At 69.9% G+C, this 20,714-nt stretch carries 20 protein-coding genes; 12 read left to right on the forward strand and 8 right to left on the reverse strand.

Annotated elements, in window-relative coordinates; translation table 11 throughout:
* The coding region (gene infB / locus AX721_RS17700; RefSeq protein ID WP_068877304.1) for a translation initiation factor IF-2 at positions 1-2,488 on the forward strand (2,488 nt) is incomplete at its 5' end.
* Positions 2,489-2,608: 120 nt separating this feature from the next.
* Here infB and AX721_RS17705 read toward each other — a convergent pair.
* Complete coding sequence (locus tag AX721_RS17705; protein ID WP_068877305.1) at positions 2,609-3,775, reverse strand: pyridoxal phosphate-dependent aminotransferase; 1,167 nt, start codon at positions 3,773-3,775, stop codon at positions 2,609-2,611.
* Positions 3,776-3,997: 222 nt separating this feature from the next.
* Between AX721_RS17705 and AX721_RS17710 the strand changes: the two genes are divergently transcribed.
* The 7 genes from AX721_RS17710 to pnp all read left to right on the forward strand — a co-directional run bounded on the left by AX721_RS17710 (position 3,998) and on the right by pnp (position 10,106).
* Positions 3,998-4,504 (forward strand): DUF2939 domain-containing protein, encoded by a 507-nt coding sequence (locus AX721_RS17710; RefSeq protein WP_068877306.1) that lies wholly within the window; start codon positions 3,998-4,000, stop codon positions 4,502-4,504.
* Positions 4,505-4,538: 34 nt separating this feature from the next.
* Positions 4,539-5,324 carry a dienelactone hydrolase family protein gene (locus tag AX721_RS17715; protein ID WP_068877346.1) on the forward strand — a complete coding sequence of 262 codons (786 nt, stop codon included), beginning with the start codon at positions 4,539-4,541 and terminating at the stop codon, positions 5,322-5,324.
* A gap of 103 nt (positions 5,325-5,427) precedes the next feature.
* On the forward strand, positions 5,428-6,000 hold the full coding sequence (locus tag AX721_RS17720) for a hypothetical protein (protein ID WP_068877307.1): 573 nt from the start codon (positions 5,428-5,430) through the stop codon (positions 5,998-6,000).
* A gap of 83 nt (positions 6,001-6,083) precedes the next feature.
* Complete coding sequence (rbfA, locus tag AX721_RS17725) at positions 6,084-6,521, forward strand: 30S ribosome-binding factor RbfA (protein ID WP_068877308.1); 438 nt, start codon at positions 6,084-6,086, stop codon at positions 6,519-6,521.
* Positions 6,521-7,450: a tRNA pseudouridine(55) synthase TruB gene (gene truB, locus AX721_RS17730; RefSeq protein ID WP_068877309.1), complete on the forward strand. Its 930-nt coding sequence runs from the start codon at positions 6,521-6,523 to the stop codon at positions 7,448-7,450. The genes rbfA and truB overlap by 1 nt, the downstream gene beginning before the upstream one ends.
* Positions 7,451-7,464: 14 nt before the next feature.
* Entirely contained in the window at positions 7,465-7,734 is a 270-nt protein-coding gene (rpsO, locus tag AX721_RS17735) for a 30S ribosomal protein S15 (protein ID WP_068877310.1), read from the forward strand.
* A 233-nt stretch (positions 7,735-7,967) separates the two neighbouring features.
* Positions 7,968-10,106, forward strand: a complete 2,139-nt coding sequence (gene pnp / locus AX721_RS17740) for a polyribonucleotide nucleotidyltransferase (protein ID WP_068877311.1) — start codon at positions 7,968-7,970, stop codon at positions 10,104-10,106.
* Between the two features lie 73 nt (positions 10,107-10,179).
* On the opposite strand, the gene AX721_RS17745 is transcribed toward pnp, so the two are convergent.
* The 6 genes from AX721_RS17745 to mutM form a co-directional block, all read right to left on the reverse strand.
* On the reverse strand, positions 10,180-10,995 hold the full coding sequence (locus AX721_RS17745; protein WP_068877312.1) for an SDR family oxidoreductase: 816 nt from the start codon (positions 10,993-10,995) through the stop codon (positions 10,180-10,182).
* A 209-nt stretch (positions 10,996-11,204) separates the two neighbouring features.
* The gene (gene dnaA / locus AX721_RS17750; RefSeq protein ID WP_068877313.1) at positions 11,205-12,689 is read right to left on the reverse strand and encodes a chromosomal replication initiator protein DnaA; all 1,485 of its coding nucleotides are present in this window, start codon (positions 12,687-12,689) and stop codon (positions 11,205-11,207) included.
* Between the two features lie 430 nt (positions 12,690-13,119).
* Positions 13,120-13,389: a 30S ribosomal protein S20 gene (gene rpsT, locus AX721_RS17755; protein ID WP_068877314.1), complete on the reverse strand. Its 270-nt coding sequence runs from the start codon at positions 13,387-13,389 to the stop codon at positions 13,120-13,122.
* A 120-nt stretch (positions 13,390-13,509) separates the two neighbouring features.
* Positions 13,510-14,289 (reverse strand): enoyl-CoA hydratase, encoded by a 780-nt coding sequence (locus AX721_RS17760; RefSeq protein ID WP_068877315.1) that lies wholly within the window; start codon positions 14,287-14,289, stop codon positions 13,510-13,512.
* A 28-nt stretch (positions 14,290-14,317) separates the two neighbouring features.
* Positions 14,318-15,187 carry a TraB/GumN family protein gene (locus tag AX721_RS17765; RefSeq protein WP_068877316.1) on the reverse strand — a complete coding sequence of 290 codons (870 nt, stop codon included), beginning with the start codon at positions 15,185-15,187 and terminating at the stop codon, positions 14,318-14,320.
* An 11-nt stretch (positions 15,188-15,198) separates the two neighbouring features.
* Positions 15,199-16,062, reverse strand: coding sequence for a bifunctional DNA-formamidopyrimidine glycosylase/DNA-(apurinic or apyrimidinic site) lyase (gene mutM / locus AX721_RS17770; protein ID WP_068877317.1), 864 nt, complete (start codon positions 16,060-16,062; stop codon positions 15,199-15,201).
* A gap of 60 nt (positions 16,063-16,122) precedes the next feature.
* Here mutM and AX721_RS17775 point away from each other — a divergent pair, with 60 nt between their 5' ends.
* Both AX721_RS17775 and ubiB read left to right on the forward strand, forming a co-directional pair.
* Positions 16,123-16,881, forward strand: coding sequence for a class I SAM-dependent methyltransferase (locus AX721_RS17775; RefSeq protein WP_068877318.1), 759 nt, complete (start codon positions 16,123-16,125; stop codon positions 16,879-16,881).
* Between the two features lie 5 nt (positions 16,882-16,886).
* Positions 16,887-18,377, forward strand: a complete 1,491-nt coding sequence (gene ubiB, locus AX721_RS17780) for a 2-polyprenylphenol 6-hydroxylase (protein WP_068877319.1) — start codon at positions 16,887-16,889, stop codon at positions 18,375-18,377.
* A gap of 11 nt (positions 18,378-18,388) precedes the next feature.
* Here the strand turns inward: ubiB and AX721_RS17785 are convergent, their stop codons facing one another.
* The gene (locus AX721_RS17785; RefSeq protein ID WP_068877347.1) at positions 18,389-18,952 is read right to left on the reverse strand and encodes a hypothetical protein; all 564 of its coding nucleotides are present in this window, start codon (positions 18,950-18,952) and stop codon (positions 18,389-18,391) included.
* Positions 18,953-19,065: 113 nt separating this feature from the next.
* Between AX721_RS17785 and coaBC the strand changes: the two genes are divergently transcribed.
* Together coaBC and dut are read left to right on the forward strand one after the other, a co-directional pair.
* Positions 19,066-20,256 (forward strand): bifunctional phosphopantothenoylcysteine decarboxylase/phosphopantothenate--cysteine ligase CoaBC, encoded by a 1,191-nt coding sequence (gene coaBC, locus AX721_RS17790; RefSeq protein WP_068877320.1) that lies wholly within the window; start codon positions 19,066-19,068, stop codon positions 20,254-20,256.
* Positions 20,257-20,712 carry a dUTP diphosphatase gene (gene dut / locus AX721_RS17795; RefSeq protein ID WP_068877321.1) on the forward strand — a complete coding sequence of 152 codons (456 nt, stop codon included), beginning with the start codon at positions 20,257-20,259 and terminating at the stop codon, positions 20,710-20,712. It abuts the gene before it with no gap.
* The last annotated feature ends 2 nt before the right edge of the window (positions 20,713-20,714 follow it).

The following is a 20,714-nucleotide window of genomic DNA, read 5'->3' on the forward strand; positions in this document are numbered from 1 at the left end:
GGTTTGCGGCGCGGCGGCCGGCGCGCCGCAGCCTCCGGTCCAGGCCGCCCCTCCGCCGGCCCAGGCCGCCGCGCCCGCGCCGCGTCCGCAGGCGCCTTCCGGCCCGCCGCCGGCCGGCCAGACCCGCACCTATCAGCCGTCGCACGATCGCCGTGACGACCGGCCGACCACCACCACCTACCGTCCCGAGCGTCCCCAGGGCCGCTACGAGAACGCCAACTTCGGCCAGCGCGCGCCTCGCGCCGACGGCCCGCGCCCGCCGCGGGACGATCGCGGCGCGCCGCGGCGCGACGACCGTGGCCCTCCCCAGGGCGGCGCGCCGCGTCCCGAGGGCGGCACCGTTCGCTATTCGGCCCTGGCCCCGCGCCCGGCGCCCGGCGGTGCCCGCGGCCCCGGCGGCCCGCGTGGTCCCGGCGGTCCCCGGACCGGCCCGGCCGCTCCGCCCGCCACGCCCGAAGTCCAGCGCGCCGCGCGCCAGGCTCCGCGCCCCGGCGGGGCTGCGATGGACCGTCGTCCGGACGAGGACGACCGTCGCCGCGACGCTGGCCCCGGCAAGGCGATCAGCCGCGTCAAGGGCGCGCCAACCCGCCGTGAAGGCCGCCTGACCATCCAGACCGTGGCCGGCGACGCCGAGGGCGCCGAGCGGATGCGTTCGCTCGCTTCCGTCCGCCGCGCCCGCGAGCGTGAGCGCGAGAAGCGCAGGGGCGGCGTCCAGGAACAGGCCCGCGTGGCCCGCGAGGTCGTCATCCCGGACGTGATCACGGTGGGCGAGCTCGCCAACCGCATGGCCACGCGCGGCGTCGAGATCATCAAGTTCCTGATGCGTCAGGGCGTGATGCTGAAGATCAACGACGTCATCGACAACGACACCGCCGAGCTGGTGGCCACCGAGTTCGGCCATACCGTGAAGCGCGTGTCCGAGGCCGACGTCGAAGAAGGCTTCATCGGCGCCGAGGACGTGGACGATCATCTGATGCCGCGTCCGGCCGTCGTGACCGTCATGGGCCACGTCGACCACGGCAAGACCTCGCTGCTCGACGCCCTGCGCTCCACCGACGTGGTCGCGGGCGAGCACGGTGGGATCACCCAGCACATCGGCGCCTATCAGGTGCGGCTGGAAAGCGGCGAGAAGGTCACCTTCCTCGACACCCCCGGCCACGCCGCCTTCTCCGCCATGCGGATGCGCGGCGCCAACGTGACCGACATCGTGGTGCTGGTGGTGGCCGCCGACGACGGCGTGATGCCGCAGACGGTCGAGGCGATCAATCACGCCAAGGCCGCCGGCGCGCCGATCATCGTGGCGATCAACAAGATCGACAAACCCGGCGCCGACCCGACCCGCGTGATCAACGAGCTGCTGCAGCACGAGATCGTGGTGGAAAGCCTGGGCGGCGACACCCAGGCGATCGAGGTCTCGGCCACCCAGAAGATGGGTCTGGACAACCTCATCGAGGCGATCCTGCTGCAGGCCGAAGTCCTGGATCTGAAGGCGAACCCCGACCGCACCGCGGACGGCGTCGTCATCGAGGCCAAGCTGGATCGCGGCCGGGGCGCCGTCTCGACCGTGCTGGTCAAGCGCGGCACGCTGAAGCGCGGCGACATCGTCGTGGCCGGCGACACCTTCGGCCGCGTGCGCGCCCTGCTCAACGAGCGCGGCGAGCAGCTGGACGAAGCCGGCCCCTCGGTGCCGGTGGAGATCCTCGGCCTGGACGGCACCCCCGCGCCGGGCGAGCCCTTCGCCGTCGTGGAGAACGACGCCCGCGCCCGCGAGCTGACCGAGTACCGGATCCGGGTGAAGCGCGAAAAGGCCGGCGCGCCGGTTCAGAGCGCGAGCCTGGCCGACATGATGGCCAAGCTGGCCGACAAGAAGGTCTCGGAGCTGCCGGTCATCATCAAGGCCGACGTGCAGGGGTCGGCCGAGGCCATCGTCGGGTCGCTGGAGAAGCTGGCGCACGAGGAGGTCCGCGCGCGGATCATCCTGTCGGGCGCGGGCGCCATCAGCGAGAGCGACGTCATGCTGGCCAAGGGCGCCGGCTCGCCGATCCTCGGCTTCAATGTCCGCGCCTCGAAGCAGGCGCAGGCGCTGGCCGAGCGCGAAGGCGTCGAGATCCGCTACTATTCGATCATCTACGACCTGATCGACGACATCAAAGGCGTGCTCTCGGGCATGCTGGCGCCGATCCAGCGGGAAACCTTCCTGGGCAACGCCGAGGTCCTGCAGGCCTTCGACATCTCGAAGGTCGGCCGGGTCGCCGGCTGCCGGGTCACCGAGGGCGTGGTCCGAAAGGGCGCGCGCGTCCGGATCATCCGTCAGGACGTGGTGGTGCTGGAACTGGGCGTCCTGCAGACGCTCAAGCGCTTCAAGGACGAGGTCAACGAGGTCCCGTCCGGCCAGGAGTGCGGCATGGCGTTCCAGGGCTTCCAGGACATCAAGCCGGGCGACGTCATCGAATGCTTCAACCTCGAAGAGGTGAAGCGGAGCCTGTAGGGCGCAATGGCCCGACGCGGACCCCATATCAGGCGTCCGCGCGGGAAGTGCTCGACGGCCGCCAGGTTCGACAAGCGGAAGGCCCCTCCAGCGATGGAGGGGCCTTTCTGCATTCGGCTGCTACAGGTTCAGCGAGACGACCGCCCGCTTGAAGGCTTCCATCTCCTCGCCCGATCCGATCGTGATCCGTGAGCGGGTCGGCCAGATCGGCCAGTTGCGGCCGATCTCGACGCCTTGCTCGGCCATCGCCTTCTTCACCTCGACCGCCGGCCGCTTCCAGTCGACCATGAAGAAGTTCGCCTTCGGCGGGATGTAGTCCAGCTTCCGCCTGTCGAGCAGGGCCAGGGTGTCGGCCCGGACGCGCTCCATCTCCTCGCGCCGCTTCCGGATCAGATCCGCCTGGGTCAGGCTCACCGTCCCGCAGACGACAGAGGGCGTCGGCAGGGCGAAGCTCGCCATCATCCCGTCGTAGCGCATGGTCTTGGCCATCAGCGCGGGCTTGGCGATGGTCGCGCCGAGCCGCATGCCGGCCATGCCGAACAGCTTCGAGAAGGTGCGCAGGACGATCACATCCTCGTCCTGCGCCGCCAGATAGGCGCCCGCCGGCGCTTCGCTGAAATGGATATAGGCCTCGTCCAGCAGCACGATCGAGCCGGCCGGCTTGTTGGCCAGCAGCCACTCCACGTCGGGCAGGCCGGTCAACGTGGCGCTCGGGTTGTTGGGCGTGCAGATGTAGTAGACCCCGGCGTTCGGGTCCGCCGCCAGCATCGCCTTCACGTCGTGGGCGTAGTCCTTGGTGAGCGGCACGCGCTTGACGGGCGCGCCGATGTAGCGCGCGACGCCCTCGGCCAGCTCGAAGGTCGGGTCCGCCGTGACCAGCCCGCGCGACGGCGAGCAATAGGTGACGATGATGCGGGACATCGGATCGCTGGATCCCGGCCAGACGCTGACATAGGCCGGAGGCACGTTCTCGACGCTGGCGAGCGCTTTCACGAAGTCGGCCCGCTCGGACCCGGTATAGCGGTTGCCGCCGGAGACGGCCGCGGCCGCGGCGTGGGCGGCTGGCTCCAGCGGTCCCGTCCAGCACTCGTTGGCGCCGATGCGGACCTTGCTCACGGCCTTGCCGGCTGCGCCGCCGGCCTGGGCATAGGCCGCCGGAGCCACGAGCGGCCCCACCGCGGCGCCCGCCGCCAGCAGGCTGAACACCCGTCCGATCGCCCGCCGCGAATAGCCGCGTCCCGCCAGATCGGCCGCGACATCGCCGCCCGCCTGCTTTTCAACCCGCATCGCGATCCGCCCCAATTCCATCCGAGGGGCGAAGGGAAGCGCATCCGCCCCGCCAGGCCAAGCGAGGCTTGCGTGGTCGCCCGGCGGGCGACCCTCCTGCGGCGTTCGCCATCATCGCCCGCCGATGGGCGCCCAGCGCGGCGGCACGCGCCGGCGCCCCGGGCGTTCATCTCCGGTTCGGGATCGGGTAGTCACCATGGTCCAGCTCTCGACGGAGGATCGATGTTTCGCACGGCCCTGATCGCCCTCGTGGCTGCGACGCTCGCGGCCTGCGCCACGGTGCAGAAGCTGGATTCCGCCGGCGACGTTCATGCCCTGCTGATCTCGATCCGCGATGGCGACGCCGCCACGTTCGAGACCCTGGTGGACCGCCCGGCCCTGAAGCGGGAAATTCAAGCGCGGCTGGTGACGGAGGCGTCCAGGGATGGGCGCGTGCCGATGGGCCTCGCCGCCATCCTGGCGCCGGGCCTGGCCGAACTGGCCGGCGAGGCGCTGGTGCAGCCCGGCGTCTTCCGCGCTGTGGCCGACTACTACGGCTATCGCCCCGACATGAAGATTCCCGGCCCCATCGGCATCTCGACCATGCTGCGCGAGCTGCCCGACAGCCGCGTCTGCGCCGTGACCAAGAAGGATGGGCCTTGCCTGCTTATCTTCGCCAAGGCGCCGGACGGCCGCTGGAAGCTGTCCGGCTTCGAGGGCGACCTTTCGATGCTGCGCCTCAAGCGCTGATCGGCTTAAGCTCCCTCCGAACAGGGGGATGGGCATGGGGCACGACGCCGCGCTGGCCGCGTACGACAGGTTCGACTTCACGCACGCGGGGCGGACCTATCCTGTCTATCGTCGCGGGGCTGGCCCGGCAGTGATCGTGATGCACGAGATGCCGGGCCTGCATCCCCTGGTGATCCGCTTCGCCGACCGAGTGGCCGAGGCCGGGATGTCGGTCTTCTGCCCCAGCCTGTTCGGCGCGCCGGGCAAGCCGGTCAGCCGCGGCTACACTCTGGCGACGGCGCTGGGGGTGCTGTGCATCCGGCGCGAATTCTACGTCTGGCGTGGCGATCGTTCGAGCCCGGTGGCCGACTGGCTGCGGGCGCTGTCCCGCAAAGCCCATGCCGACTGCGGCGGGAAGGGCGTCGGCGCGGTCGGCATGTGCTTCACGGGCGGCTTCGCCCTGGCGATGATGACCGATCCGTCGATGGTGGCGCCCGTGCTGTCGCAGCCGTCCCTGCCGATCAACAAGAAGGGCGCAGCGCAGATCGGCCTTTCGGGTGAGGAACTCGCCTGCGTGAAGGGTCGGCTGGCCGATGAGGACCTGTCGGTGCTGGGCCTTCGGTTCAGGAGCGACAAGCTCGTCCCCGATGCGCGCTTCGAGACCTACCGCCGCGAGCTGGGCGATCGCTTCGAGGTCATCGAGCTGGAGGACGGGGACGCCGCGCCCGCGATCATCCCGCCCCACTCGGTCCTCACCCTTCACCTGAAGGAAGAGGGGCCGACCAAGGCCGCCGAACAGCGGGTGATCCAGTTCTTCCGGGAGCGGACAGGGGCGACTTAGCGCCCTATCTCTTCCCCCGATTTGCGAGTGCGCCGCCCCGCATCTACGTCCGCATCTGACGCACTGCCGTGTTTCTGTGTCGCCCATGTCCGATGGACCCGACATGCCCTCCCGCGAGGAGGCGATGCTGGGGCAGCTGGCCGAGCTGGATCTCGCCGCCGCCGAGAAGGTCCATGCGCGCCTGATGGCCGCCGAGGACGCCGATGAGATCGACCGCTTCGGCCGCACCTATCACCGCTTGACCCGCTCCCTGCGCCAAACCCTCGCCCTGAAGGCCCGATTGGCCCGCGAGCGCGAGATCCACCGCATCCGCACGACGCCCTTGGCCATGACGCCGCGCGAGGCGAGCCGCCGGCATCTTACGCACCCCGTCCGCGCCCATATCGACAAGGCCGCTGCGGCGGCCCTGCGGTTCGTCGAGCGCGAGCGCGAAGCGCCCGACTACGACGGCGAATACGATTTCCTCGGCCGGACCGAGATCTACGAGATCCTCGAAGATCTGGCCCCAGGAGCACGCTTTCCTCGAAATCCCCGTCGACAACCTGATCGCCGCCGTCATCGACTGCCTCAAGGAGCCGACCGGCGGCGACGCGGACGATCCGTCCCCGCCATCGGCGCCGCCGCCCGACCCGGCTGCGCCGAGCTCGGCCTGAACGACCTTCAACTGACGGGATGACAACGGCGGGGTGATGCCCTAGAAGCCGCCGCTTTCCTGCGCGGGCGTCCGATCCGCCCGGCAGGGTTGCGAAGGCTGATCCCATGAAACGTTCCCCCTCCAATGGCCGCGCCGCGCCGCAGGGCCCGTCGCAGCGGCAGCTGCGCGCCGGCGAGCTGGTCCGCCACGCCCTGGTCGAGATCTTCCGCGAGGAGGAGATCAACGATCCGGTCCTCGCCGGCGTCTCGGTGACCGTGACCGAGGTGCGGATGAACCCCGACCTGCGCCACGCCACCGTCTTCGTCGAGCCCCTGGGCGGCGAGAACGCCGACGAGGTGGTCAAGGCGCTGAACAAGCATTCGAAGTTCGTGCGCGGCCATCTGGGCCGGATGATCGACATGCGCTTCACGCCCGACGTGCACTTCCGCCACGACGAGAGCTTCAACGAGGCGGCGCGGATGGCGCGCCTGTTCGACGACCCGCGCGTGCGCCAGGACCTCACCCCGGACGCCCCTTCGGACTCCTGGAAGGACGAGGACTGATGGCCCGCCGCAAGAGGGGCCAGGCCATTTCGGGCTGGATCAATCTCGACAAACCCTACGACCTGACCTCGACCCACGCGGTCGGCCGCATCCGCCGGCTGTTCGACGCGCAGAAGGCGGGCCATGCCGGCACGTTGGACCCGCTGGCCACCGGCATCCTGCCCATCGCCCTGGGCGAAGCCACCAAGACCGTCCCGTTCCTGGTGGACGCCGACAAGTCGTACCGCTTCACCATCGCCTGGGGCCGCACGACTGCGACCTATGATCGCGAGGGCGAGACCATCGCCCAGTCCGACGTGCGGCCGACCCTGGCCCAGGTGCAGGCCGTGCTGCCGCGCTTCGTCGGCGAAATCGACCAGGTTCCGCCGGCCTATTCCGCCATCAAGGTGGACGGAGAGCGCGCCTACGACCTCGCCCGCGCGGGCGAAACCGTCGAGCTGGCCTCGCGCAAGGTGAACGTGTTCGACGCCCGGGTGGTGGACGCCGAGGATCCGGATCACATCACCCTGGAAGTGGATTGCGGCAAGGGCACCTACGTCCGAGCCCTGGTCCGCGACATCGCCGAGGCGCTGGGGGCTTGCGGCCACGTCAGCGCGCTTCGCCGCACGCGTGTGGGGCGGTTCACGGAGCAATCGGCGGTCGCACTGGAATTGCTTGAGGATTTAGGGCATAAGGCCCGCCAATCGGAGGCCCTGCTTCCGGTCGAGACGGCACTGGACGACATCCCGGTGCTCGCCGTGACCGACGAAGACGCCTTTCGATTGAAGCAGGGACGATCGATCGTTCTCGTTCCCCGACAGGTGGAAGCGGTCAAGGCCGGGCTCAAGCCGGGCTCAAGAACCGTTTCAGCCATGTCGGGCGGGTCGATGGTGGCGCTCTGCGAGATGCGTGCGGGACGGCTCGAACCCTCGCGCGTCTTCAATCTCTAGAGCGGAGACACCCGATGTCGATCACGGCCGAACGTAAAGCCGAAGTCATCAAGACCCATGCCCGCGGCGACGCGGACACGGGCAGCGCCGAAGTGCAAGTGGCGATCATGTCCGAACGGATTTCGAACCTCACCGAGCACTTCAAGACGCACAAGAAGGACAACCACTCGCGCCGGGGCCTGCTGAAGCTGGTCTCCGCCCGTCGTTCGCTCCTCGACCACCTGAAGAAGGCCGACGCGGCCCGCTATCAGGCGCTCATCGAGAAGCTCGGCCTGCGTCGCTAGTTCTTCGAACGGACCCGTTTCCTGCCAGGAAACCGGGTCCGTTTCTCATTTGAGGCTGCTCCTCCGTCACAGGCCGGGGGATCCATGCGGCGACCGGGGGGCGTGAGTTCCCCCACACACGCCGAGGGTCGGACGAGATCCTCACCGCCTGTGCCATTGGAGAGGATTTCGGAAGACCGATCCCCTGTCCGCCCCCGTCGGGAATACGCCCGCGGGACGAGAAAGAAGCAGAAATGTTTGATATCAAACGCAAGACCATCGAGTGGGGCGGCAAGACGCTCACGCTCGAAACCGGCCGCATGGCCCGTCAGGCCGACGGCGCCGTCCTGGCCACCTACGGCGAGACCATGGTCCTGGCGACCGCCGTCTACGCCAAGAGCGCGAAGCCCGGTCAGGACTTCTTCCCGCTCACCGTGAACTACCAGGAGAAGTTCTACGCCGCGGGCAAGATCCCCGGCAGCTTCCCCCGCCGCGAGGGCGCGCCCTCGCAGAAGGAAACCCTCACCAGCCGCCTGATCGACCGTCCGATCCGCCCGCTGTTCGTGAAGGGCTTCAAGAACGAGGTCCAGGTCGTCACCACCGTGCTGGCGCATGACCTCGAGAACGATCCCGACATCGTCGCCATGGTCGCCGCCTCGGCCGCCCTGGTGATCTCCGGCGCCCCCTTCATGGGCCCCATCGGCGCCGCGCGCGTCGGCTTCATCGACGGCGAATACGTCCTGAACCCGACGACCGACGAGATGAAGGAAAGCCGGATGGACCTGGTGGTCGCCGGCACCCAGGACGCCGTGATGATGGTGGAGTCCGAGATCCAGGAGCTGTCGGAAGACGAAGTCCTGGGCGGCGTCACCTTCGCCCACAAGGGCATGCAGGCCGTGATCGACGCGATCATCGAGCTGGCCGAGCACTCCGCCAAGGAGCCGTTCGAGTTCACGCCGGACGACACCGACGCCATCAAGGCGGACGTGAAGAAGCTGATCGGCAAGGACGTGGCCGCCGCCTACAAGATCACCGCCAAGACCGAGCGGCACGCCGCCCTGTCCGCGGCGAAGGAAAAGGCCGTCGCCAAGTTCGCCAAGTCCGACGCCAACCCGACCGGCGTGGCCCCCGACAAGCTGGGCGGCGTGTTCAAGGAACTGGAGGCGGACGTGGTCCGTCGCTCGATCCTCGACACCGGCATCCGGATCGACGGCCGCAAGGTCGACCAGGTTCGCCAGATCGTCTCGGAAGTGGGCGTGCTGCCCCGGGCTCACGGCTCGGCGCTGTTCACCCGCGGCGAGACCCAGGCCCTGGTCGTGGCCACGCTGGGCACCGGCGACGACGAACAGCTCATCGATGCCCTCGACGGCAAGTACTATGAGAAGTTCATGCTGCACTACAATTTCCCCCCCTTCTCGGTCGGGGAAACGGGCCGCATGGGCGCGCCGGGCCGCCGCGAAGTGGGCCACGGCAAGCTGGCGTGGCGGGCGATCCGCCCGATGCTGCCGCCCTACGAAGAGTTCCCCTACACGATCCGCCTGGTCTCGGAGATCTTCGAGTCCAACGGCTCCTCGTCGATGGCCTCGGTCTGCGGCTCCTCGCTGGCCCTGATGGACGCCGGCGTGCCGCTGAAGAAGCCGGTGTCGGGCATCGCCATGGGCCTGATCCTGGAGAGCGACGGGTTCGCCGTTCTCTCGGACATCCTGGGCGACGAAGACCACCTCGGCGACATGGACTTCAAGGTCGCCGGCACGTCCGACGGCATCACGTCGCTGCAGATGGACATCAAGATCGCCGGTATCACCGAGGAGATCATGAAGCAGGCCCTCGCGCAGGCGAAGGGCGGCCGTGACCACATCCTGGGTGAGATGAACAAGGCCATGGAGGCGCCCCGCGCCGAGCTGGGCGAATTCGCACCGAAGATCGAGACCATCAAGATCGCGGTCGACAAGATCCGCGAAGTGATCGGTTCGGGCGGCAAGGTGATCCGCGAGATCACCGCCGAGACGGGCGCCAAGATCGACATCGGCGAGGACGGCACGATCAAGATCGCGGCCGCCGAGCAGTCGAAGATCGACGCGGCCAAGGACTGGATCAAGTCCATCGCCTCGGAGCCGGAAATCGGCGCGATCTACACCGGCAAGGTGGTCAAGATCGTCGACTTCGGCGCCTTCGTGAACTTCTTCGGCGCCAAGGACGGCCTGGTCCACGTGAGCCAGATCGCCAACGAGCGCGTGAACAAGGTCTCGGACGTCCTGCAGGAAGGCCAGTCGGTCAAGGTGAAACTCCTGGGCTTCGACGACCGCGGCAAGACCCGCCTCTCCATGAAGGTCGTCGACCAGGAGACCGGCGAGGACCTGTCCGCCAAGCAGGCCGAAACCGCCGACGCCTGAGCGCGGCAGCCTAGGCTGACATGACGAGGGCGGCCGCAGCGATGCGGTCGCCTTTTTCATTGCCCGGACGACCTCACGCGGGTTCGGAAACCCGCACGCCGTAGCGGGCTGCCGGATGGGGCCTGGACAGGTTGGGCTGCAGGTTGGCTCGGGCGGCCGCGACGGCGTCCCAGTCGGCCGCGTCGGGCAGGGACGGGATCGTCACCAGTTCGCCCTGGTCGAGGCCGGCCAGGGCCGCGTCCACCAGCTCATCCACGTGCATCAGGATCTCCTCGGGCACGTTCTCGATGCCGCGGCCCGAACGGTCCCAGATTTCGGTGCGCGTGGCGCCTGGCAGGACCGCCTGCACCGTCACGCCGGATCCGGCCAGTTCATCGTTGAGCGATTCCGACAGGTAGAGGACGTAGGCCTTGGTCGCGCCGTACACGGTGCTCTTGAACTGCGGCATCAGGCCAACGATCGAGCCGATGTTGACGATCTTGCCCCGGCCGCGCTGCGTGAAGCCTGCGGCGGCGGCGTTGGCCAGCCGGGTGACGGCGGTCACATTGAGCTGGATCAGGTCGTCCAGGCCGTCGGCGGCGGCGACCGCGAACGGCTCGAACAGCGCCGCGCCGGCATTGTTGATCAGCAGGGCCACACTGGCGTCATCGCGCAGCCGCGCCTCCAGCCGGCGCACGTCGTCGCGAACGGTGAGGTCCGCCTTGATCACGTCTACCGTCACGCCGGTCTCGGCGCGCAGGCGGGCGGTCAGGGCGTTCAGTCGAACCTCGTCGCGGGCGGCCAGGATCAGGTCGTAGCCTCGCTTGGCCAGGCGGTCGGCGTACACCGCGCCGATGCCGCTGGACGCGCCGGTGATCAGGGCCGCGCCCTTGGAAGTCTTGTCGTTCATTTCGCATCTCCTGCCGGTCGTACAGGTCGCCGGCGATGCGTAGTCAGATGGAAACGGAGCCCCACAGCCCTCAAGGCGGGAAGGGGCATACTTTTATATGATGGGCATCATATTTCCTGTGGACCCGGCGAGCTTAGCTGGGCGGCTGGAACGGCAAAGGGCCCGCCTCGCGGCGGGCCCTCCGTCAGCGCTCCCCACAAAAAGGGCGGTCAGCCGCGAAGCTTGCGCAGCAGGACGTCCACGTCGCGGGCGATCGTCGCGTCTTCGCCCTTCAGGGCCTCGATGCGGCGCACCGCGTGCAGGACGGTGGTGTGGTCACGCCCGCCGAAGCGGCGGCCGATGTCGGGCAGGGAGCGGGTGGTGATCTGCTTGGCCAGCCACATGGCCACCTGCCGGGGCCGGGCCACCGCGCGGGCGCGGCGCTCGGAGATCAGGTCGGCCTGCTTGAGGGCGTAGTGCTCGGCCACGACCTTCTGGATCATGTCCACCGTCACCTTGCGCTCGGTCACGGACAGGTGGGGCCGCAGGATGGCCTGGGCCTCGTCCAGGTTGAGGCGGGCGATCTCGCCGCCGACGCGGGCCACCAGGGTGTTCAGCGCGCCCTCGAGCTCGCGCACGCTGTCGGTGAAACGGTCGGCGAGGAACTGGAGCACCTCGGGCCGGGCCGCGGGGTGGAAACCGCCCTGGACGGCCAGGGTGTGGAGCTTGCGCTCCAGGATCCCGAGCCGCAGGGCGCGGTCGGCGGGCTCGATGCCGCAGACCAGGCCGGCCTGCAGGTGCGAGCGCAGGCGCGGCTCCATCTCGCTGAGTTCGGTGGGCGAACGGTCGGCGGTCAGCACCACGCGGCGGCCGTCCTCGACCAGGGCGATGAGCGTGTGGAACAGCTCTTCCTGGGTCTGGGTCTTGCCGGCCACGAAGTGGACGTCGTCGATCAGCAGCAGGTCGGCGTTGCGCAGCTCGTCCTTGAAGGCGGCGGTCTGCTTGTCCTGCAGCGCCTTCACGAAGGTGGAGGTGAAGCGTTCGGCCGACAGATAGACCACGCGCTTGTCCGGGCAGGCGCGCAGGGCCTCCCAGGCCAGGGCGTTGAGCAGGTGGGTCTTCCCAAACCCGTAGGGGCCATGGAAGACGACCGGGTTGAAGTGCCCGTCCGCCCAGGAGGCGACGCGGCGCGCCACGGCGAAGGCGAACTCGTTGGCGGGGCCGGACACGAAGGTGTCGAACGAATAGCGCTCCTGGAGGCCCTGAAGGCGTCCCTGGCGGGCGGCGACGGGGGCCACGGCTTCCACCTCGATCTCGAACACCTGCGCCGTCTGGGCGACCGCCTGCTGGGCGGCGGCCACGCGCGGAGCCGGGCCGTTGGCCGCGACGGGCGGGCGGGCGGCCATGGACACCGCCTCGACCTCCATCCGTGACTTCAGGTCCAGGCGGCGACCCAGGGGGTCGTTCTGCGCCCAGAGCTCGCCGATCCGGCGCCAGGCGTTGTGCCGAATCCAGTCGCGCGCCACGCCCGTGGCCGCCACGACGCAGACCTCGTCGCCGGACTCCCGCAGGGCCGCCTGGCCCAGCCAGGACCCAAAGGTCGCATCGCCCAGCTCGCGCTTGAGAACCTGGCAGGTCTTGCCCCACACGGCCAATGCCGGCGCGCTTGCCATAGCTCCCGCAGCCCCCCCGCTCGTCATTCCTAGCAACCCCATCGTTCCATGCTGGCAGGCAGGGCCCCGAACCCCCTGACTACCTATTTATTCAACACAAACAGGCTCTTGTTCGCCGAACACATGTGGTCCGCCGCCGTCCCGGTTTTCGCCGGGATCAAGTCAAAGACGCCTGTAAGACCCCCGACACTAATGGGGGGACCTAGGGGGTCAACGGTGATTCTTTGCGGCGTCGAGACTTATTTCTGTTGACTCGCGGGGGACCCTTTTCAGTCCAAGGGAAAGCCCCAAAACCGTGTGCGGAGGCTGAGCAAATCGGTCGCAGGCGGCGCATCCGAAAGCCAATTTCCGCGCACAAAAAAGCAGCGCCCGCGAGGGCGCCGCTGATCAGAATTCCTAGAGGCGAAGAGGGGGAATGGCGCCCCCTACGCTCAAGCTTGGCGCCGGTCCTGAAAGACCCGCGGTCGGGCGATCAGGCCGCCGACATCTTCTTGAGCTGAGCGGCCAGGCGCGAGACCTTCCGCGAGCCGGTGTTCTTGTGCACCACGCCCTTGCCGACGGCGCGCATCAGCTCGGACTGGGCCTTCACGAAGGCGTCCTTCGCGGCGCCGGCGTCGCCCGAGGTCACAGCCTCTTCGAACTTGCGCAGGAAGGTGCGCACGCGCGAACGACGGGCGGTGTTGACTTCGGTGCGGCGGGCGATCTTGCGGACCGCCTTCTTGGAGCCGGGCGTGTTGGCCATTCGGAACTGCTCTCGAAACGGGTAGCACCCGCCGGTTGGCCGGCGGGCGAAATTGGAGGCGCGGATATACTGAAACGGGCCGGGCGGGTCAATGCCGCTTCGGCGCCATCTCGCCGCGGCCTACTTGCCCTTGAAGTCGGGCTTCCGCTTTTCGACGAAGGCGGCCATGCCTTCCTTCTGGTCCTCGAAGGCGAAGAGCGAGTGGAACAGGCGCCGCTCCATGGACACGCCGGTGGCCAGGGTGGTCTCGAAGGCGGCGTTCACCAGCTCCTTGTTCATCATCACGGCCAGCGGCGACTGGGCGGCGATCTTGGCCGCGGCCGCCAGGGCCTCGTCCAGCAGCTTGTCGGCCGGCACGATGCGCGAGACCAGGCCCGCGCGCTCCGCCTCGGCGGCGTCCATCATCCGGGCGGTCAGGACCATGTCCATGGCCTTGGCCTTGCCCACGGCCCGCGGCAGTCGCTGGGTGCCGCCGATGCCGGGCATGACGCCGAGGTTGATCTCGGGCTGGCCGAACTTGGCCGTCTCGGCGGCGATGATGAAGTCGCAGAGCATGGCCAGTTCGCAGCCGCCGCCCAGGGCATAGCCCGCCACGGCGGCGATCACCGGCTTGCGGAACTGCTCCACCCGCCGGCCCGCGGCGCCGAAGAAGTTCGAGGCGAACATCTGGGCGTAGGACTTGTCCGACATCTCCTTGATGTCGGCGCCGGCCGCGAAGGCGCGGTCCGAACCGGTGAGGACCACGCAGCGCACCGCCTCGTCGGCCTCTGCGGCGTCCAGGGCGGCCGAGAGTTCGCCGAGGAGCTGGCTGTTCAGCGCGTTCAGCGCCTCGGGCCGGTTCAGGCGTATCAGGGTCACGCCCGCGCTGGGCGTCTCGACGATCAGGGTCTCATAGCTCATGGGGCGCTCCGGTCAGGTGGGGAGCGACTTACGGCCCCGTGACCGAATAGCCAAGCGCCCGCAGACGCGCGGGAAGGCCATCGGCGCCCACGAGGTGCCCGACCCCCACGACCACCACGGTCCGGCCCTTGCCCTTGAGCCGCCTGTCCAGCTCCACGACCCAGCGGGCGTTGCGGTCGGTCACCAGGCGCTGGAAGACCCCGGGAGAGGCCCGGCGCATGGGTTCCAGCGCCTCCTGGTCCAGCGTCGTCACGTCGCCCGCAAGCCAGGCGCGGACCAGCTTGTTGTACCCCTCCGGATCCTCCTGCAGTTCGCGGACGGTCTGGTTCAGGGAGGCGATCTGTTCGGCCAGGGGCGACTGGTCGAAGAGGCCGAGCTGCTCGGCGGGCGTTTCGAGCGCCTGGCGCCGAACGCGGGCCGGCGCGGCGGCCTCGACCATCTTCTCGACGCCGAACTGGGTGTCCGCCCCGGCGGCCCGGTAGGCGGCCGCCGCAATGGCCACCTCGGCCAGCCACGGCTCCAGCCGGTCGAGCGTCGTCTTGTCCACGCCCAGGCCCTCGGCCGCGCGGAGCAGCAGCTGGGCGTCCCTGGGCGTGAGCAGGGCGAACAGCGACTGCCCGGGCGGCAGCACGCCGGTCGAGGCGGCCAGCCGGCTGATCTCCTGCTCTGCGGCCGGGCCGGCCGGCAGCTCGAACCAGAGGTCGTCGGCCCGTTTCAGTCCGGCGTCGAGCGCGGCGGGGCGCCAGGCGAGGCCCGGCGGCAAAACGTGGATCGACCCGAACAGCAGCATTTCGGAATCGGCGTCCTTCACCACCCAGACCGGCGGCGCGGCGCGGGCCGGCGCGGCCAGGGCGGCGAGGGAGAGGGCGGCGCAGAGGCCCGTCAGGATACGCTTCACTTGGGATACGCTCACGTCTGGCAGACCGGGCAGAAGAAGGTGGAACGGCCGGCCTGGACCTCGCGGTCGATGATCCCGCGGCAACCGGGATTGCTGCAGGGCTGGCCCTCGCGGTCGTAGGTGCGGAAGCGATGCTGGAAATAGCCCAGCGCCCCGTCGGCCTGGGCGAAGTCGCGCAAGGTGGATCCGCCCGCGGCGATCGCCTCCTGCAGGACCGCCTTGATCTCGGGGACCAGCTTTGCCAGGCGCCGCCCGCTGATCCCGCCGGCGGGCTTGAACGGCGAGATCCGGGCCCGGTTCAGCGCCTCGCAGACGTAGATGTTGCCCAGGCCCGCGACGATCCTCTGGTCCAGAAGGAGCGTCTTCGGGCCCTGTCGGCGGTTCGCGAAGGCCGACTTGAGGTGAGCGGCGTCGAAGGCGTCCGACAACGGCTCCGGCCCCAGGCCGGCGAACCAGGGGTGCAGGTGCAGGGTCGCGGTGTTGACGAGGGCCATGTAGCCGAAGCGGCGAGGGTCGTAATAGGTCACCCGCGCCCCGGCCTCGGTCTCGAAGACGATGTGGGCGTGCTTGGGGTCCGGGTCGGGGGCGTAGTGGAACTGGCCCGGGCGGCTGGAGCCCTCGGGCCGGGCGATCTCGAACCGGCCGCTCATGCCCAGGTGCATCACCAGCGTGTCCTCGCGGTCCAGCCGCGCCAGCAGATATTTGGCCCGCCGCTCCAGTTTCTCGATCGTGGCGCCGGTCAGGAACTGTACGAAATTGGGCGGCAGGGGGAAGCGCAGGTCGGGACGCCGCGCTTCCACGCGCGCCAGCCGATGGCCTTCCAGCACGGGCGCCAGGCCACCCCGCACCGTCTCGACTTCGGGCAATTCAGGCATGCGCTTCCGCTTGGCACGCCATCGCTGGCGCGCCAAGGCCCCACCCGCTAAAGACGCCGCATGACGGGACCTTCGGCCACCTTCGGCTTCCGCGACGTCGACGCCTCCGAGAAGGCGAGCCTGGTGCGCGGCGTCTTCGACCGCGTGGCGAAGCGATACGACCTGATGAACGACCTGATGAGCGGGGGCGTGCACCGGCTCTGGAAGGACGCGGTGGCCGCGCGCCTCAATCCGCAGCCGGGCGAGGTGATCGTCGACTGCGCCGGCGGCACTGGCGACATGGCGCGGCGCTTCGCCAAGCTGGCCCGGCGGGCGCAGGAACGGCGGGGCGGGGCGGACGCGAAGGTGTTCGTGATTGACTACAACGCCGAGATGATCATGGCGGGCCGGGAGAAGGGCTCGCCGCCCGAGATGGCCTGGGCCGTGGGCGACGCGCAGCGGCTGCCACTGCCGGAGGGCTGCGCCGACGCCTATTCGATCAGCTTCGGCATCCGCAACGTGACCGACATCCCCGCCGCGCTGCGGGAGGCCCGGCGCGTGCTGAAGCCGGGCGGGCGGTTCATCTGCCTGGAGTTCTCGCGCCCCACGACCGAGGCGCTGCGCGCGGCCTACGACGCCTATTCGTTCAAGGTGATCCCCGAGATCGGGGCCCGCGTGGCCAACGACCGCGAGAGCTACCAGTACCTGGTGGAAAGCATCCGGCGGTTCCCCGACCAGAAGGCGTTCGCGGCGATGATCGCCGACGCCGGCTTCAGCCAGGTGGGCTGGACGAATTTCTCGGGCGGCGTGGCGGCCATGCACACCGGGCGGGCGATCTAGGCTCGATGGCCTCGCTGGGCGCCTATGGTCGGCTGTTCGGAGCCGGGTGGACGCTGGTCCGCAACGACGCCCTGCTGCCGCGCGAGCTGGACGCCTTCTATTCCCCCGCGGTGCGGGTGCTGGCCGACACGCTCCGGCTGTTCGCGACGCGGCGCCAGGGCCGCCCGGGCGAACGGCTGGCGCGGTCGCTGGAGGGGCTGGGGCCGGTGGCCATCAAGCTGGGCCAGCTCCTGTCCACGCGCGGCGACATCTTCGGACGCCAGTTCGCCGAGGATCTGGGGCATCTGAAGGACCGACTGCCGCCGTTTCCGATGGCGCAGGCGCGGGCGATCGTCGCCCAGGAGCTAGGCCGGCCGGTGGACGACGTGTTCGCCCGTTTCGGCGAGCCGGTGGCGGCGGCGTCCCTCGCCCAGGCGCATGACGCGACGCTGACGGACGGCCGGCGGGTGGCGGTGAAGGTGCTGCGCCCCGGCATCGAACGCCGCGTGGCGGCGGACTCGGCGGTGCTGGAGCTGGCCGCGCGCCTGCTGCAGCGCTGGGCGCCGCCGATCCGCCGGCTGGAGCCGGTGAAGTTCGCCGATACGGTGGTGCGGGCCACCGAGCTGGAGCTGGACCTGCGGCTGGAGGCGGCCGGCGCGGACGAGCTCGCCGAGGTCATGGCCAAGGACGGCTACATGTCGGCCCCGCGCGTGCTGTGGGAGGGGGTGGGCAAGCGGGTCCTCACCCTGGAATGGGCCGAGGGCCTTGCCCTGTCCGACGAGGCGGCGCTGAGCCAGCCGGGACTGGATCGCAAGACGCTGGCCGACAACCTAACCCGGGCGTTCCTGGCCCAGGCGCTGGACCACGGCGTCTTCCATGCCGACCTGCACGAGGGGAACCTGTTCGCGGCGGCTCCGGCCCGGCTGCAGGCGGTAGACTTCGGGATCATGGGCCGGCTGGGCGCGGTCGAGCGGCGCTACCTGGCCGAGATCCTGTGGGGCTTCCTGCAGCGGGACTATCCCCGGGTGGCCCAGGTGCATTTCGACGCCGGCTATGTGCCGAGCCGCCACAGCGTCGCCGCCTTCGCCCAGGCGCTGCGCGCGGTGGGCGAGCCGGTGTTCGGCCAGCGCGCCAACGCCGTGGCCATGAGCCGGGTGCTGACCCAGCTGTTTGAGATCACCGCCCTCTACGACATGCACCTGCGGCCCGAGCTGGTGCTGCTGCAGAAGACCATGATGACCGTCGAGGGCGTGGCCCGGCGGATCGATCCCGAACACGACATCTGGGCCGCCTCCGAGCCGGTCGTCCGCCGCTGGATCGCCCGCGAGCTCTCGCCCGTCAGCCGCGTGAAGCAGTTCGCGGGCGAGGCCGAGACCGCGCTGCGCAACATCGCCCGCCTGAGCCAGCCGGTGGCCGTCGTCGAGGCCGAGCCGCCGAGAAGCAACGCCTTTCTCTGGTTCGCCCTGGGCGCGCTGGTCTCGGGCGTGGCGTTCCTGGCCGGCGGCTGGCTCACGTAGAGCCTGTGAGCCTAGGCCTCGTCGTCGTCGCGGCTGCGGCGGGAGGCCTGCCGGCGGGCCTCGCGAGCCTTCTGTTCTTCCCAGTAGGCCATGCCTTCATCGGGCTTGAACATGGTGCGCGGCGCGCCGGCCTTGCTGGCGACGGCGAAGACGTTGCCCTTGGGGTCGTAGAACAGCCGATCGCCGTTGTTGCGGGTGAGCGTCAGCGTGCCCTTCGGCGGGTTCGAGACGAAGCCGTGAGCCTTCTGAACGAACGCCTCGACGGTGTCGGCGCCGAACGCGCGGCCGTTGCGGTCGAAGGCGCGCTGGGCGTTTTCCTGGGCGGAGTATCGGCGGCTGGCCGACCACATGGGCTTGCCGTCGACCTCGGGGACCGGCTCGCGGCGGCGATCCTCCCGCGGTCCATTGTCCGAACGGAAGCTGGCGTCGGAGCCGGCGTCGTCGGCGCTGGCGGCCATCTGGGTTCCGGCGGCCTGCTTCTGCGCCACGGCCGAGGGGCCATTGTCGCAGGCGGCGAGGATCAGGGTCGCGCCGGCGAGCAGGAGGGCCGCCCTTGCAATCGTCGATTTAGCCATCTCGTCTTCCGTCTTATGGTCGAGCTGGAACAAAGAATGAACACAAGCTGTGGCGTTTGTCGAGTCCCGCCGGATGACCTACATCGGAGCCCTCTTTGACGGGGTGTCGGGCCTTGGCCGAGCAACGGGTTCTCCTCATCGTCGGCGGCGGGATCGCGGCCTACAAGGCGCTGGAACTGACCCGGCTCCTGCGCAAGGCCGGCGTTGCGGTCCGGCCGATCCTGACCAAGGCGGGCCACGAGTTCGTGACGCCGCTGAGCCTGTCGGCCCTCAGCGAGGACAAGGTCTATTCCGAGCTCTTCAGCCTCACCGACGAGGCGGAGATGGGCCACATCGAGCTCAGCCGCTCGGCCGACCTGGTGGTGGTCGCGCCGGCCACCGCCGACCTGATGGCCAAGGCCGCCAACGGCCTCGCGAGCGACCTGGCCTCGACGACGATCCTGGCCACCGACAAGCCGGTGCTGATGGCGCCGGCCATGAACGTGCGGATGTGGGAGCACGCGGCGACCCGCCGGAATTTCGAGCGTCTGAAGGCGGACGGCGTGCTGTTCGTGGGGCCCGACGAGGGCGCCATGGCCTGCGGCGAGTTCGGGCCGGGGCGGATGGCCGAGCCGCCGGCGATCCTTGAGGCGATCCTCACCGCGCTCAGCGGCGCGGCGGCGCGGCCGCTGGCGGGCAAGCGCGCGATCGTCACCGCGGGCCCGACCGCCGAGCCTATCGATCCGGTCCGGTTCCTCAGCAACCGCTCGTCGGGCAAGCAGGGCTACGCCATCGCCTCGGCGCTGGCGGCGCTGGGGGCGGAGGTGACGCTGGTCAGCGGGCCCACCGCCCTGACCGCGCCGGCGGGCGTGAAGCGCGTGAACGTGGAGACCGCGCGGGAGATGCTGGCCGCCTGCGAGGCGGCGCTGCCCGCCGACATCGCGGTCTGCGTCGCGGCGGTGGCCGACTGGCGGCCCGAGGCCGTCGGAACGGGCAAGATCAAGAAGGGCGCGGGCGGCCCCCCGGCCATCGCCCTGGTGGAGAACCCCGACATCCTGGCGACGCTGTCGAAGGCAGGCGCGCGGCCGAAGCTGGTCGTAGGCTTCGCCGCCGAGACCAACGACGTGGAGGCCTATGCCCAGGCCAAGCTGGAGCGGAAGGGCTGCGACTGGATCGTGGCCAACGACGTCAGCATCGAGGGGACCATGGGCGGCGACCAGAACGCCGTCGCCATAGTCTCGAGGGGTGGAATCGAGCGATGGGACCGCATGGCCAAGGGCGAGGTCGCCCGCCGGCTGGCCGCCCGCATCGCCGAGGAATTCTGAGTGTCCCCCACCGTCCCGATCACCCGCCTGCCGCACGGCCAGGGCCTCCCGCTCCCGGCCTATGAGACCTCGCAGGCGGCGGGCATGGACCTGCGCGCGGCGGTCCCGGCGGACGAGCCCCTGGTGCTGCATCCGGGCGACCGGTTCGCGGTGCCGACGGGGCTGGCCTTCGCCCTGCCGGCCGGCTTCGAGGCCCAGGTGCGGCCGCGATCGGGCCTGGCGTTCAAGAACGGCGTCACCTGCCTCAACAGCCCCGGCACCATCGACGCGGACTATCGCGGCGAGGTGAAGGTGATCCTGATCAACCACGGCCCCGAGGCCTTCACGATCCGCCGGGGCGACCGCATCGCCCAGCTGGTGATCGCGCCGGTGGTCCAGGCTGCCTGGGCGGAGGTCGAGAGCCTGGACGAGACCGCCCGCGGCGCCGGCGGCTTCGGGTCCACCGGTTCCGGCTGACC

Source organism: Phenylobacterium sp. CCH9-H3 (genome assembly GCF_001557235.1).
Taxonomy (GTDB): domain Bacteria; phylum Pseudomonadota; class Alphaproteobacteria; order Caulobacterales; family Caulobacteraceae; genus Phenylobacterium.

Coding starts and splice junctions, on each gene's coding strand:
- AX721_RS17710 (WP_068877306.1), top strand. CDS start 3,998: ATGTTTCGCACGGCCCTGATCGCCCTCGTGGCTGCGACGCTCGCGGCC.
- dnaA (WP_068877313.1), bottom strand. CDS start 12,689: ATGGGGTTGCTAGGAATGACGAGCGGGGGGGCTGCGGGAGCTATGGCA.
- AX721_RS17715 (WP_068877346.1), top strand. CDS start 4,539: ATGGGGCACGACGCCGCGCTGGCCGCGTACGACAGGTTCGACTTCACG.
- pnp (WP_068877311.1), top strand. CDS start 7,968: ATGTTTGATATCAAACGCAAGACCATCGAGTGGGGCGGCAAGACGCTC.
- AX721_RS17705 (WP_068877305.1), bottom strand. CDS start 3,775: ATGCGGGTTGAAAAGCAGGCGGGCGGCGATGTCGCGGCCGATCTGGCG.
- AX721_RS17775 (WP_068877318.1), top strand. CDS start 16,123: ATGACGGGACCTTCGGCCACCTTCGGCTTCCGCGACGTCGACGCCTCC.
- mutM (WP_068877317.1), bottom strand. CDS start 16,062: ATGCCTGAATTGCCCGAAGTCGAGACGGTGCGGGGTGGCCTGGCGCCC.
- truB (WP_068877309.1), top strand. CDS start 6,521: ATGGCCCGCCGCAAGAGGGGCCAGGCCATTTCGGGCTGGATCAATCTC.
- rbfA (WP_068877308.1), top strand. CDS start 6,084: ATGAAACGTTCCCCCTCCAATGGCCGCGCCGCGCCGCAGGGCCCGTCG.
- rpsO (WP_068877310.1), top strand. CDS start 7,465: ATGTCGATCACGGCCGAACGTAAAGCCGAAGTCATCAAGACCCATGCC.
- AX721_RS17745 (WP_068877312.1), bottom strand. CDS start 10,995: ATGAACGACAAGACTTCCAAGGGCGCGGCCCTGATCACCGGCGCGTCC.
- AX721_RS17785 (WP_068877347.1), bottom strand. CDS start 18,952: ATGGCTAAATCGACGATTGCAAGGGCGGCCCTCCTGCTCGCCGGCGCG.
- AX721_RS17760 (WP_068877315.1), bottom strand. CDS start 14,289: ATGAGCTATGAGACCCTGATCGTCGAGACGCCCAGCGCGGGCGTGACC.
- rpsT (WP_068877314.1), bottom strand. CDS start 13,389: ATGGCCAACACGCCCGGCTCCAAGAAGGCGGTCCGCAAGATCGCCCGC.
- ubiB (WP_068877319.1), top strand. CDS start 16,887: ATGGCCTCGCTGGGCGCCTATGGTCGGCTGTTCGGAGCCGGGTGGACG.
- AX721_RS17720 (WP_068877307.1), top strand. CDS start 5,428: ATGCCCTCCCGCGAGGAGGCGATGCTGGGGCAGCTGGCCGAGCTGGAT.